This window comes from Xanthomonas sp. AM6, from assembly GCF_025665335.1.
Taxonomy (GTDB): domain Bacteria; phylum Pseudomonadota; class Gammaproteobacteria; order Xanthomonadales; family Xanthomonadaceae; genus Xanthomonas_A.
In genome coordinates, this window is the sequence record NZ_CP106869.1 from 3,006,308 (window position 1) to 3,019,993 (window position 13,686).

General features: G+C 69.9%; 5 protein-coding genes. All 5 read right to left on the reverse strand.

Annotated elements, in window-relative coordinates:
- Positions 1 to 270 precede the first annotated feature (270 nt).
- Entirely contained in the window at positions 271 to 3,159 is a 2,889-nt protein-coding gene (locus tag OCJ37_RS12675) for a TonB-dependent receptor (protein ID WP_263109813.1), read from the reverse strand.
- A gap of 625 nt (positions 3,160 to 3,784) precedes the next feature.
- Positions 3,785 to 5,368, reverse strand: a complete 1,584-nt coding sequence (locus tag OCJ37_RS12680) for a glycoside hydrolase family 27 protein (RefSeq protein WP_263109814.1) — start codon at positions 5,366 to 5,368, stop codon at positions 3,785 to 3,787.
- A gap of 55 nt (positions 5,369 to 5,423) precedes the next feature.
- Complete coding sequence (locus tag OCJ37_RS12685; protein ID WP_263109815.1) at positions 5,424 to 7,844, reverse strand: glycoside hydrolase family 127 protein; 2,421 nt, start codon at positions 7,842 to 7,844, stop codon at positions 5,424 to 5,426.
- Positions 7,845 to 8,051: 207 nt separating this feature from the next.
- Complete coding sequence (locus OCJ37_RS12690) at positions 8,052 to 11,030, reverse strand: TonB-dependent receptor plug domain-containing protein (protein ID WP_263109817.1); 2,979 nt, start codon at positions 11,028 to 11,030, stop codon at positions 8,052 to 8,054.
- A 299-nt stretch (positions 11,031 to 11,329) separates the two neighbouring features.
- Positions 11,330 to 13,669: a S9 family peptidase gene (locus OCJ37_RS12695; RefSeq protein ID WP_263109818.1), complete on the reverse strand. Its 2,340-nt coding sequence runs from the start codon at positions 13,667 to 13,669 to the stop codon at positions 11,330 to 11,332.
- Positions 13,670 to 13,686: the final 17 nt, after the last annotated feature.

Sequence of the window (13,686 nt, forward strand, 5' to 3'; positions counted from 1 at the left end):
GCCGCGGCGCAGGCGGGAACTGCAACGAAAAAAGGGCCTGCGGGCCCTTTTTTCGTTGCGCGTGATGACAGATGCGGCCTGGTGGCGACACAGCATGATTGCGGCGGGCGCAACCATGCGCGCATGCCGAAGGCAGATGGCCGCTATTGCGGGAGAGGCTCTGCTGCAGCCTGGTGTCGCCCAAACCCGGTATGCCGGCTGCGCGGCACCAGCACGGATGGATGGCGCCGACGCCGGCCACATGAGGCCGGTGTCGGCAGCGCCCAGCGCCTAGAACTTCACCGTCGCCCGCGCCCAGTAGTAGCGCCCGAGCAGGTCGTAGGTGGCCACGTCGGTGTTGGCGTTGCCGACGTTGTTGGCGTAGTACAGCGGCGGCTGCTTGTCGGTGAGGTTGTCCACGCCGAGTTCGACGCGGGTGTGCCACTGCGCGAACTGGTAGCCCACCTGCGCGCTGTGGTAGACGTAGGCGCCAATGCCGCGCACCACGCTGGCCTCGCCGACGTCGGCCGACAGGTTCTGCCGCGCGTCGGCGCTGCCGATCTCGGTGGCGCCGATGTAGCGCATGCGGTAGTTGGCGCTCCAGTTGCCCAGGTTCCAGCCGAGCGTGCCCAGTGCGCGCCAGCGCGGGAAGTTGCCGTAGGCCTGGGTGTACTTGCCGGCGTTGTGGATGGTGACCGTGTTCGGGTCGGTGCTGTCCGGATTGACGTCGTAGCGGATGGTGTAGGTGCCGTTGAGGCCGGCGTTGAAGCTGCCCCAGGCGGTGTCCGGCAGGCGGTAGTTGAGGCTGAAGTCGGCGCCGCGCGCCCACAGTTTGCCGAGGTTGACGGTGGGCTCGGCGACGTAGTTGATGGTGCCGTTGTCGTTGCGGTGGATCAGCGCGCAGAACGCGCTGCCCGAGTTGGCGTAGCACTGGTTGAACACGGTCTGCGCCGACACGGTGGTGATGGTGTCGTTGAGATCGATGCGCCACACGTCGGCGCTGATCGACAGCCCGTCCAGCCAGCCCGGATCGTAGACCACGCCGAAATCGTAGGACTTGCCGGTCTCCGGCTTGAGCTGGTAGCCGGCCACCACCGCGCCCGAGGCCTTGGCGCCGATCTGGTTGTCGGCCTGCTGGTAGCTGCCGTCGGTGGGCACGTTGGCGCAGGCGCCTTCGTGGCCGCCGGTGTAGCCGTTGCATGGATCGTTGACCGTGGCCGAATCGCCGACCACGCCGGAATACAGTTCGTTGATGTTGGGCGCGCGGAACACCTGCGAGACGGTGCCGCGCAACAGCAGGTTCTCGATCGGGCGCCATTCCAGCGCGACCTTGCTGTTGGTCTTGCTGCCGACCGAGTCGTAGTCGGAGAAACGGCTGCCCAGCGTCAGGTTCAGCGAATGCACCAGCGGCAGTTCCGACAGCAGCGGGAACAGCGCCTCGGCATAGGCTTCCTTGACGCTGAAGCTGCCGCCGAGCACGGTGGCGCAGTATTCGATCACCCCGCACAGGCCGTTCTCGTCACCGGTCCACAGCGCATCGGCGGCGGTGGAGGTGCTCTCCTTGCGGTAGGACACGCCGGCGGCCAGGCTCACGGTGCCGGCCGGCAGGTCGAACAGGTTGCCGTTGGCGTTGGCCTCGAACTGCTTGACCCGGTACACGCTGGTGACGATCGGATTGACCACCAGCGCCTGCAGCGCGGCCAGGTTGCTGGGGCTGTTGAGGTTGAAGATGTCGATCGGGGTGCAGCCGGCGATCGCCGCGCCGGCGCTGCCGCACTTGACCGTGCCGTCGCTGTCCAGGAACGAGGGACCGACCGCGGCGTTGAATCCGGCGTAGTCGAGGAAGCCGTTGTTGATCGATTTCTGCTTGACCTTGCCGTAGTTGACGCTGGCGTCCCACTGCCACGAGCTGTCGCCGAAGCTGCCGCGCAGGCCGGGATTGATCTGGAAGTTGTAGGTGTTGTACTCGTAGCGGCGGTTGCCGAGCACGGTGGCGCGGCTGTTGAAGTCGTTGTACGACTGGCCGGCGCTGCGGTCGGTGCCGAAGTTCAGCCCGAACGGGTTGTAGTAGCTGGCCGAGGACACCAGGAAATTGTCGCCATTGGCGAAGATCGGGATCGGCGCGATGATCGAAGCCGAACTGGTCTTGCTGAAGTAGCTGTTGACGTAGCCTTCCAGGTGATCGGTGAAACGGAAGCTGCCGATCACGAAGGCGTTGGTGCGCTCCTGCGGGGTCTGCAGCAGGTTGTACGGCTGGTAGTTGTAGGAATCGGTGGAGGCGACGTAGCAATGGTACTGGCTGGGGTCGGTGGGACTGCTGCCGCCGCCGTTGAAGGTGACGCGCGAACAGCCGTTGCTGGCCGCCAGCGCCCTGGCCTGGGCCGAGCCGTCGTTGAAGCTGATGCTGCCGGTGGGCGTGGCCGAGGAGCCCTGCTTGACCGGCTCGCCGCCGATCAGCGACAGCGCGTCCTTGGAATAGCCGCGCGCGCCGGCCGACACCGGATCGATGTCGTGGTAGGAAACGCCGGCGACCACGCTGCCGCGGTCCCAGGTCTTGCCGGCGGTCAGCGAGAAGTTGCGGCGGTTGCCGTCGCTGCGCGAGCTGGTGCCGAAATCGGTGCTGGCCTCGATGCCGTCGAAGCCCTTGCGCAGGATGAAGTTGACCACGCCGCCGATCGCGTCCGAACCGTACACCGCCGAGGCGCCGTCGCTGAGCACTTCCACCCGTTCGATCATGGTCGCCGGGATCGCGTTGACGTCGTTGCTGGCCAGGCGCGTGCCGTTGACCAGGATCAGCGTGCGCTTGTCGCCGAGGCCGCGCAGCGAAATGGTCGAGGCGCCGGTGCCGCCGCCGTTGTTGGTGTTGGGGTTGGTCGCGTTGCCGGCGATCGAGGGCAACTCCTGCACCAGGTCGCCGAGCGTGGCCTTGCCGGTGGCCTCGATCTGCGCGCGGCTGATGGTCACCACCGGATTGGCGGTCTCGGTATCGACGCGGCGCAGGCGCGAGCCGGTGACCACGATGCTGTCCAGGGTCTGGGTCTTGCCGTCGTCCGCGCTCGCCTCCTGCGCCAGCGCCGGGCATGCGGCGCCCAGCGACAACGCGGCGACCACCGCCAGCGCCAACGGCTGCGGCACGGGTGCGCGGTGATGGGAAGGATGGCTTGCGTGCGGGAACGACATGGGAATCTCCTGAGCGATGGCGACGACACGTGGCATGGGCGGAACGAGGGGCCGAACGGCTCCGCGCCGGCTTGCGCCAGCGGACGGATCGAACAAAGAGGACGGCGCTTCGGCAGCGCCGCCGGTCACTGCGCATCCTGCGCCGCGGCCTTGTGCGAAAGCCGGGCGCAACGACGGGGATGCTGGTTGTCCTTCGCACGGCGTACGTGCGCAGATCCCCGGTACTGCGATGGGTGGCAAGGGACGGCGGCGGATCCTGTCCCGCGCGCCGGCCGCTGGCCGAATCCGAAAAGTCATCATGTTTTAACGATGCGATCACAATGTGCCCGGAACCACAGCCGGCGTCTTGTCGCAATTAGCGGTTCCACATGCGGAATAACGCATGGTCGTCGCGCCACGGCACGATCGAGGCATCTGCCGCCGTGCCTGCCCATCGCTTCCGGTTCAGTTGTCCGGCTGTGGCGTACCGGCAGGCGGCGGCGTGCAACTCGGCATACAAGGATCGTCCGGTCGCGCCGATCACGGCGATATGTCGCCAAGCCGCGCCGCGCTCCAGGCGCACACAGGCAGACGCGCCGGCGTGGCGCAGTGCGCCCGCGACCACGCGTCCGGTCTGGCCGCCGACTCAGTGCGCGCGTGCAGCCGGCGGCGACAGGCGCAGCAGTACCACGCCGTGCGCGGCGACCTGCACGCTGCGCAGCTGGCTGGCGGGCCAGGTGCGGCCGCGCCACAGATCGCGCCAACGCCGGCCCTGCAGCGTGCCGCCGGCATCCTGCGCCGACAGCGCCACCCGGTGCGGCCGCGTGTCGCGATTGAATACGCCGAGGGCGACGCCGCCGTCGGCCAGCGGCTTGCGCCAGATCTCGATCGCGCCGTCCTTGCGCACCGCCCTGCCCTGCACGCCCAGCGCATCCTGGTCGATCGCCAGCACCTGGCGGTTGCGCAGGATCGCCAGCGTCGCCGGGGTCATCTGCCGCAGGTCGTTGCCCAGCAGCAGCGGTGCCGCCGACAGCGCCCACAGCGCCATGTGCGTGCGGTACTCGTCCACGCTCATGCCGCCGTTGCCGACCTCGAGCATGTCCGGATCGTTCCAGCCGCCCGGTCCCGTATCGGCGGGATCGCCGTTGCGGTCGAAGCCGATCGAGGCCATCTTCGCGTAGCTGTCCTCGATGTCGCCGGTCGTCCGCCACAGATGGCCGCCGACCTCGCGCCCCCACCGGCCGACGTGGTCGCGGCCGTACTGGCACAGGCTGTAGACGATCGGTCGCCCGGTGGCGCGCAGCGCCCGGCCCATCTGCAGATAGGCGCGGCGCACCTGCTGCGGATCGCGGAAGATGCCTTCGCCCGAGCACAGGTCGTACTTGACGTAGTCGACGCCCCAGCCGGCCCAGGTGCGCGCGTCCTGTTCGACGTGGCCGTAGCTGCCGGCGTAGCCGGCGCAGGTCTTCGGCCCGGGCGAACTGTACAGGCCGAGCTTGAGGCCCTTGCCGTGCACGTAGTCGGCCAGCGCGCGCATGTCGGGGAAGCGCGCGTTCGGCTGCAGCACGCCGTCGCGGTCGCGCTGGCCCTGCCAGCCGTCGTCGATGTTGACGTACACGTAGCCGGCGTCGCGCAGGCCGGAGGCGACCATGGCGTCGGCGATCTGGCGCACGGTGGCGTCGTCGATGTGCTCGGCGAAGCGGTTCCAGCTGCTCCAGCCCAGCGGCGGGGTCCGCGCCAGGCCGTCGCTCGGCAGCGCCGCGTAGTCCGGCAGCGCCGCGACAGGGAACGCCAGCCGCGCGGCATCGGCCTCGCTGCCGCGGCGCGCGCGCACGTCGACCTGCTCGTCCCAGATGCGGCCGACCACGTGCAGCTGGCCGTCTTGCAGGGACGCGGTCCACGGCTGCGCCGGCAGCCGCGGATTGCCGTTGTCGATCTGGAAACGGGCCACGTCGCCGTCGATGCGCAGCTGCTGCATCGGCACGTCGCCGTACCAGTCGGTGGTGATGCTGCCTTGCACCCGGCCGTCGCGCTGGGCGATGCGCAGGTAGCGCGGGCCGGGAAAGGACGGCCCCTGCGCGATCACCCAGATGCCTTGCAGCGGACTGGCCGGCGCGATGGCCGCGGCCGGCGGCGGCGCATGCGCGCAGCTGCCGCAGCCGGCCACGGCGAGCGCGAACAGGCCACGCCCCAGCCAGCGGCGGGCACGGTGGAGGGAGTGCGACGCCATCGTTGGATCTCCTGTCAGGGAACGGCGCCGCCGCGCACAGGCGCGGCGGCGGCGATCACGCGCTCGCGGCCGGGATCAACCAGCCGCCGAACAGCGGCCCGGCGGTATCGCCATGCTGCGGCTCGATGCGGAAGGTCAGCTGCGCCGCAGCGCGGGTCAGCTCTGGCGGCAGCGGATAATCGCGATCGACGAAGTCGATGACCTGGCTGCGGTCCACCTGCACTTCCACCGCCAGCTTGCCGTTGACCAGGATGTTGAAGCGGCCCTTGTCGCTGCCCCAGAAGCGCAGGCGCAGCGCCAGCGGCTGCGCGCTGCCGCGCATCTGGAACTCGACGAAGCCCTTGCCGCGCACGTCGCGGCATTGCTGGCGGCGGTAGGCGCCGCCGAAGGAGGTGTCGCTGCGCAACTTGTGCGCCTGCTCGGAGGCTTCGTCGCCGAACTGGATCGTGTCCACCGCGCTGGCCTGCAGCGCCGCGCGCTCGGCCTGCTGGCGCGCGCGCCGCGCCGCTTCCTGCGCCCATTGCGCCGGCGCCATGCGCTTGAAGTACAGCGCGCTGCGGCGTTCGTACTGCGCGTAGAACGGCACGAAGGTCAGCCCCGGCGGCTGCGTGGCGCTGGCCAGAAAATGGCCGGGCTGCGGTAGTTCGGCGAAGCCGGCCAGCGGATCGGCCGCGGCCACCAGCGCCGGGTCGGGCGCATCGTAGGGCGTGGCGACCGGGCCGAGGTCGGCCGCCAGCGCCAGCGGGCCGCGCATCACCACCACCGTGTCGGCGTCGCCGGCGGCATGTTCCAGGCGCAGCGGCATCGCCAGGTCCAGTTCGATCACGTCGCCGCTGCGCCAGTCGCGCTCCAGCGCCAGGTAGCCGTCGCTGGCGGTGGCGCGCTGCGGCTTGCCGTTGAGGCGCAGGGTGTAGCGGCCCTGGCACCAGGCCGGCAGCCGCAGCAGCAGGCGCCGCGGCGTGCGCGCGCCGGCGCGGCGCAGCTGCAGCCGCACCTTGCCGTTGTCGGGCACGCCGCTGTCCAGTTCCAGCGCCAGGTCGCGCTCGGGCCAGTCCAGGGTCGAGGGGATGTACAGGTTCACGTACAGCGCGTTGGCGTCCTGCCAGTAGATCGAGTCGCCGAACTGCGCGTGCGCCTCCATGCCGCTGCCGACGCAGCACCAGAACGAATCGAACTTGTCCGAGAAGCCGCGCTCGCCGCCGCTGATCATCGGCGTCATGTAGGTGAACATGCCGGTGGCCGGATGCTGCGCGGCCATGGTGTGGTTGTGCAGGGTGCGCTCGTAGTAGTCGAAATAGCGCGCCTGCGGCGTCCACTGGTACAGGTGCCGGGTCAGCTTGAGCATGTTGTAGCTGTTGCAGTGCTCGCAGGTCTGCTCGGTCAGGAATGCGGCGATGGTGTCCGGTTCCTGGAAGTATTCGCGGTCGGCGTTGCCGCCGATCACGTAGCTGTAGTGGCCGGTCACCGTCTCCCAGAAGAAGCGTGCCGCAGCCGCGGCGTCGGCGTCGCCGGCGACCTCGAACTGGCGCGCTTCGCCGATGAACTTCGGCACCTGGGTATTGGCGTGGATGTGCGGCAACTCGTCGCGGCCGGCCACCGCCGGGTCGATCACCTTCTCGTGGCGCAGGCGCTTGCCGATCGCGATCCAGCGCGCATCGCCGGTGCGCGCGCCCAGTTCGATGTAGGACTCGTTGAGGCCGCCGAACTCGGTGTCCAGCAGGCTCTGCATCTGCGCATGGTCGAGCGCGTCGAACACCCCGCCAAGATAGCCGGCCAGCGGCACCAGGACCTGCAGCGCCTGCGCGTTGCCGGCCAGCTCATGCGCATCGAGCAGGCCGGCGAACAGCTTGTGCACCGTGTACAGCGGCGACCAGCTGCCGTTGAGATTGAACTTGCTGCCCTTGATGATGCCGCGGCGCACCTCCTCGAACACCACCTTGCCGTTGTCGATGGCGCCCTTGTCGTTCTTGCGGGTGAGCCCGCCGACGTAGCCGTCCGGGTCGCGCGCCTGCGCGCGCGCCAGTTCGGCGACGATGTAGTCGATGCGCTTGCGCAGTTCCGGATCGCGGGTCTGCGCATGCATCTTGGCCAGCGCGCTGAGATAGTGGCCCAGCGTGTGCCCGGCGATGGTGTCGCCTTCCCAGCCGCCGTAGACCTCGCCCTTGGGCGGCAGCCCGGCGTACTGCAGGAAGTTGTGCAGCAGGCGGTCGGGCTCCAGTTCCAGCAGGTAGCGGCGGTTGGTCTGCAGCGAGTCCAGGAACAGCGAGGGCTTGAGCGTGACCTGTCGCAGCGGCAAGGCCTGCACGCGGCCGGCGCTGGATGCGGCCGCCTCCAGCGGGAAGCGCAGCAGGCCGGCGGCCACCGCCAGCGCGCTCCATTGCAGGAACCGGCGCCGCGACGGATCCAGCGCCGCCGCATCGGCGTCGGCGGCATGCGCGCACTGCGCCGTGTGGACGTGAGCGGAACCCGGGCTCATCGGGCACCGCTGGGCTGGACGGCCTCGGGACGCGGCGGGAAAACACGGCAATGCATAGCGCTTGCTCCTTTGCACGTGGCGGCGGCAGGCAGGCCCGGCCGCGGCCACAACAGGACGGGTTGTCGCCACTGTGTCATCGATACGTCATCGCGTCTTGTCGCCACGGCCGTGCGGACATGCGGATTTGTGCCGAATCGCGCCCGCCGCTCACAGCGCCAGGCGGATTCCGCCGTAGTACATGCGCCCGATCACGTCGTACACGCCGGCGTGGTAGCCGAGTTCGAAATTGGCCCCGCCCGCCTCCGCGCCGGGCACCCGCGGCGGTGCGCGGTCGAACGCGTTGGTGACGCCGCCGAACAGTTCAAGCCCCGACTTGAGCCGGTAGTAGCCGGACACGTCGCTGTAGAACACGTTGCCGGTCCAGACCTTCTGGTACTCGGTGTCGGTGATCTGGGTGCTGTTGCGCATCTTGCCGATATGCCGCAGCGACCAAGTCGCGCCGGCATGCGCGTTGGACCAGGTGCTGCGCAGCACGCCCTTCCACTGCGGCGAGCCGAACACCCCGGCGAAGCGCTCGACGTTGTCCGGCTGATCCGGGTCCAGGGTGTAGTCCTGGCGGATCAGGCGCGTGTAGTTCAGGTCGAACGACAGCGCGCCGGCGTTCTGGCCCCAGCGCCCGGCGAGGTCGTAGCGGTACTGCGCGGCGAAATCGACGCCGCGGGTCAGGTAGCGCGACAGGTTCAGCTTCTGCGTGACCACCTCGAGCAGGTTGCCGCCGGCGTCGCGGTCGACGAAGGAGCAGAACTGGTTGTCCAGGGTCGGCGCGTCGACGCACTTGTTGATGATGGTCTGCGCCGGGAACGAATCGATCGCGCCGCGCAGGTCGATGTTGTAGTAGTCCACCGACAGCGAGAAGTCTTCCAGGAAGCGCGGCCGCAGCACCACGCCGACGGTGCGGGTCTTGGCGGTCTCGTTGCCCAGGTCCAGGTTGCCCTTGGTGACGATGTCGCGGTACAGCCAGTAGGTGTCCTTGTCGGACGGGTCGAGCTGCGCGCAGTTGGCCGCGGCGTACTGGCTGCGGTCGGTGCGGTAGCGCAGGTTGTAGGTATTGCAGGGATCGGTGATCCACATGCCGCCGATGCTGCTGGCGGTGTACAGCTCGCCGATGTTGGGCGCGCGCACCGCCTTGCCGTAGGTGCCGCGCAGGGTGATGTCGCGGATCGGCGACCAGTCGACGCCGAACTTGTTGGTGACGGTGCGGCCGGCCGTGTTGTAGTCGGACACGCGCACCGCCGCGTCCATGCCCAGCCGCTCGGCGAACGGCTTGCCGGCCAGCAACGGCAGGTGCAGTTCGCTGTACAGCTCCTTGACGTCGTACTGGCCGCGCAATGGCAGCTGGGTGGTGCCGAGGCTGGCGTCGTAGGCGGGATTGGCCGGGTCGTACTGGGCGATCGCGCCGATGTCGTTGCGCTCCTTGCGGTACTCGCCGCCGAACACGATCTGCGCCTCGCCGCCAGGCAGGTCGAAGATGCCGCCGGAGGCATAGGCCGACAGCACCTGCTGGGTCAGCGTGGTGGTGGCCCAGTCGGTGTCGTAGCGCAGGTAGGCGATCTCCTCGGGGCTCAGGCGCTTGAACGGATTCAACGGCACGCAGCCGTTGCCCGGGTCGGTGAGCGTGCTGCGGCAGATCGCGCTGCCGTCGGCGGCGGTGGTGGAATCGACCGCCAGGTAGTAGCGGTCGTAGGCCACCGTGTCGATGTCGCGGTTGCGCTGGCGGGTGCGGCCGTAGGAATAGTAGGCCGCGTAGTTCCAGGCGCGCGCGCCCAGGCTGAAATCGCCCTCCAGGCCGACCACGCCCTGCATCAGCCGGCGCCGGTAGTCGCTGCCGCCCTGCCCCAATTCGGCGTCGAAATGGCGGGCGAAGTAGACGCCGTCGGTGATCGCGCCGCCGTTGGCCGCGCGCATCTCGTCGGTGATGAACGGGCTGTCCGCCGGCACCGCCTCGCTGCCGAACGCGCTCAGCGCGCGCCATGCCGAGCGCGAGCTGTTCTGCGCATAGCCGACGTTGGCGAACAGGCGCAGGCTGTCGCTGAAATCGAAGTTGAAGGTGGCGCGGCTGGAGAAGCGGTCCGACGGCACCGACAGGTACCACGAGTCGTAGCGCCCGCCGTATTCGCCGCCGTCGGTGAGCAGGCTGCCCAGCGCGTCGACCGGATTGTCCAGGCTGCGCGGCGCGGCATTGACGTAGCCGCCCGGCCCCAGCACCGGCGCGCGCAGGCGCCCGTCGGCGGTCATCGCATAGTGGCGCCCGCCCAGGATCAGCTGCGCGTCTTGGGCATTGTTGATGTTGCGGTTGTTGTCGGAGATCCAGTAACGCTGGTTGCGGTTGTTGCGCGTGTACATCGGATAGCCCATCGCGGTCCATGGCCGGTCCTGGCCGGACACCGAGTCGGGCTGGCGTTCGTAGAAGCCGTACACGGTGACGTTGCCGCGGTTGTCGGCGAAGTTGCGCCCAAACAGCGCGTCGATGCTGGTGCTGCGCATGTCGCCGCGACTGGACGCGCCGTAACGGGCGCTGGCGTCCAGGCCCTGGAAGTCCTTCTTCAGGATGAAATTGGCCACGCCGGTGACCGCGTCGGCGCCGTACAGCGCCGAGGCGCCGCCGGTGATGACTTCCACGCGCTCGACCAGGCTGGAGGGGATGTTGCTGACGTCCACCGCCGAGGTGCCGGGAATCGCCGGCACCTGGCGGCGGCCGTCGACCAGCACCAGCGTGCGTTGCGTGCCCATGCCGCGCAGGTCCAGCGCGTTGATGCCGGGGTTGCCGGCCAGGTTGCCGGTCTGGCTGGTCTGGGTCAGCGCCAGGCTCGGCAGCTGGTTGACCACGTCGGCGATCTCGGTATAGCCGGCGGCGCGGATCTGCTCGGCGCCGATCACGGTCAGCGGCGTCGGGCCGTCCAGCGCGTCGTTGCGGCGGATGCGCGAGCCGGTGACGACGACGCTGTCCAGGGTCTTGGCATCGGCGCTGTCGCCGCCATCGGCGGCGGCGGCCTTGTCGCGCACGGCGGTGTCCTGCGCCGCGGCGGGCAGCGCCACCAGCAGCGCCATGGCGATCGCGCCGCACAGCAGGCCGCGCCGTTGTCCGCGGCGATGGCGCTCGCGGCAGATCGGGTGGAAAGAAGGCAAGCGAACCTGGCGCATGGACTGTCTCTCGGTTGGCCGGCCTGCACGAAACTCCAGGCCGCACGACGCCACCTCCCGCTGCGCGGCAGCGAGAACGGCATCGATCGATGGAGGCCGTGCATCCCCGCACGGCGCGCTGTGCGCTGCGCGTCGCTGCGCACCGCACTTGCAGGGTTTCACGCCGGCAGGCGCAACGTCTTGTGAAAAAACATCGTCTTTGACGTGGAAATGTGTCGATATGTTGCAGTGGATGCCGCAGCCGCCAACCGGCGCGCGCTGCCGCATGCAGGCGCGCGCCGCGCTCAACGCACGTTCGGCGCCGGCGCCGCCGCCACCGGTTGCCCGTTCCAGTCCGGAGTCGGCGCCCGCTGCAGCCAGCGCACGAAGAAATCCAGCAGGCGGCGCTGGCCGTACGCGCCGCCGGCGCCGTGGTCGCCGCCGGGCACCACCAGCAGGTCGAAATCCTTGCCGGCCTTGATCAGGCGGTCGGCGACCTGGAAGGTGCTGGCCGGATCGACGTTGTGGTCCATGTCGCCGGTCACCAGCAGCAGATGCCCCTGCAGGCGCCAGGCGTTGTCGACGTTGGACGAGGCGGCATACCACGGCCCGACCGGCCAGCCCATCCACTGCTCGTTCCACCAGATCTTGTCCATGCGGTTGTCGTGGCAGCCGGAATTGGCCACCGCGGCGACGTAGAACTCGGGATGGAACAGCAACGCGCCGAGCGCGCTCTGGCCGCCGGCGGAGGTGCCGTAGATGCCCACGCCCTGCCCGGCCGCATACCACGGATATTGCGCGGCCGCGGCGCGGTGCCAGGCGATGCGGTCGGGAAAACCGGCGTCCTTGAGGTTGCGCCAGGCCACGTCGTGGAACGCGCGCGAGCGGTTGTTGGTGCCCATGCCGTCGATCTGCGCCACGGCGAAGCCGAGCGCAGTCAACGCCGGCACGCGCGCGCTGAAGCGCTTGGGCACGAACGCGCCGTGCGGGCCGGCATAGATGTTCTCGACCACGCGGTAACTGCGCTGCGGATCCAGCCCCTGCGGCCGATGGATCACGCCCCAGATCTCGGTCTTGCCGTCGCGGCCGGGCGCGTGGAACGGCAGCGGCGGCACCCAGCCGGCGGCGAGAAGCCGCGACAGGTCGGTGCGCGCGACCTGCCGCACCAGCGCGCCGTCGTCGCTGCGGCGCAGCTCCAGCACCGGCCCCAGGTCCACCCGCGAATACAAGTCGAGCAGCCAGCGCCCGTCGGGCGAATAGACCACCTGGTGGTCGGCCGGCGCCGGCGTCAGCGCGGTCAGGCCGCGGCCGTCAAGGCCGATGCGATAGGCATGCCGGTAGTACGGGTCCTCGCCCGGCAGCATGCCGGAGGCGGTGAAGTACACCTGTTGCGCGGCCTCGTCGACGCGATCGACCTTGCGCACCACCCACTCGCCGCGGGTGACCTGGCGTGGCGCGGCGCCACCGCGCGTGTCGTACAGGTACAGATGCTCCCAGCCGTCGCGCTCGGAGGCCCACAGGGTGCGCACGCCATCGGCGAAGTCGTGCCGGTAGTACTTGCCGCCGTCGCCGCTGAGCGCGCTGTACTCGATGAAGGTCGGCGAGGTTTCCTCGATCAGCGTGCGCGCCTGCGCGCTGCGTCCGTCCGCCTCGATGACCCGGTAGCGCTGGTGGCCGCGTTCGTTGTACTCGAAGGTGAAGCCGCTGCCGTCGCTGCGCCACTGCGGCCAGCCCAGGGTGAAGGCATTCGGGAACAGCGTCGCCGGCACCGCCTGCGCGCGGCGCGAAGCCACGTCGAACAGCACCGGCCGCAGTACCGGCAGCGGATCGCCGGGCTTGGCGTAGGCCTGCTGGTGCAGCTTCGGCTGCAGTTGGTCGGAGGGCGCCGACTCGATGTAGTACACCGTGCGCGGCGGCGCCGGGGTCACCCGGTAGGCGACCAGCCGGGTCGAGTCCGGCGACCAGGCGAAGCTGTCCACCGCGTAGTACCCGGCCGCGCTGCCGTCGTCGCTGAGCGCGAACGGCGCGCCGCCGGCGGCCGCGGCGACCACCACGTTGCCGGCGTCGACCCAGGCCCGCCACTTGCCGTCCGGCGAGGCCTGCGCATGTGCCGGGCCCTGTTTCAGCGGGATGCTCATGTCGTAGGAATCGGGCTCGCGCGCGCCCATCTCGCTGCGCGTGCAGCGGTAGTCCGGCAACACGCAGCGCCAGCGCACGCGATCGCGCTCGAAGTCGAGCTGGTGCGGGCCCAGCTTGATCTCCGACAGCTGCAGCGCCGCCGCATCGGCCGGCGGCCCGCCGGTTGCCGACAGCGCCGCCGCCAGCCGCGCATGGTCGAAGGCCAGTGCGTCGCCGCCGCCGTCCACGGTCCCCATCCGGTATTCGATCGCCGGCGCGGCGCCGGCGCGCGCCAGCGCGCGGCGGTACAGGAAGCGCCCCGCGTCCAGCCACACCGGCTGCGACGGCTCGCGATCGACCAGCGCCTCGTAGCGGCGGCTCAGCGCCTGCGCGCGCTGGTAGTCGTCCGCAGCCGGCGCCGCCAGCGCGCATGGCGCCAGCGCCAGCAGCAGCGCTGCCGCGGCATGCCGCCGCGCGTGCTGCAGCCAGGCGCGCCGTCCGCCGCGGTGCGGCCGATCCTTCTGCATTGCCATTCCTCTCCCGT

Coding starts and splice junctions, on each gene's coding strand:
- OCJ37_RS12675 (WP_263109813.1), bottom strand. CDS start 3,159: ATGTCGTTCCCGCACGCAAGCCATCCTTCCCATCACCGCGCACCCGTG.
- OCJ37_RS12680 (WP_263109814.1), bottom strand. CDS start 5,368: ATGGCGTCGCACTCCCTCCACCGTGCCCGCCGCTGGCTGGGGCGTGGC.
- OCJ37_RS12685 (WP_263109815.1), bottom strand. CDS start 7,844: ATGAGCCCGGGTTCCGCTCACGTCCACACGGCGCAGTGCGCGCATGCC.
- OCJ37_RS12695 (WP_263109818.1), bottom strand. CDS start 13,669: ATGCAGAAGGATCGGCCGCACCGCGGCGGACGGCGCGCCTGGCTGCAG.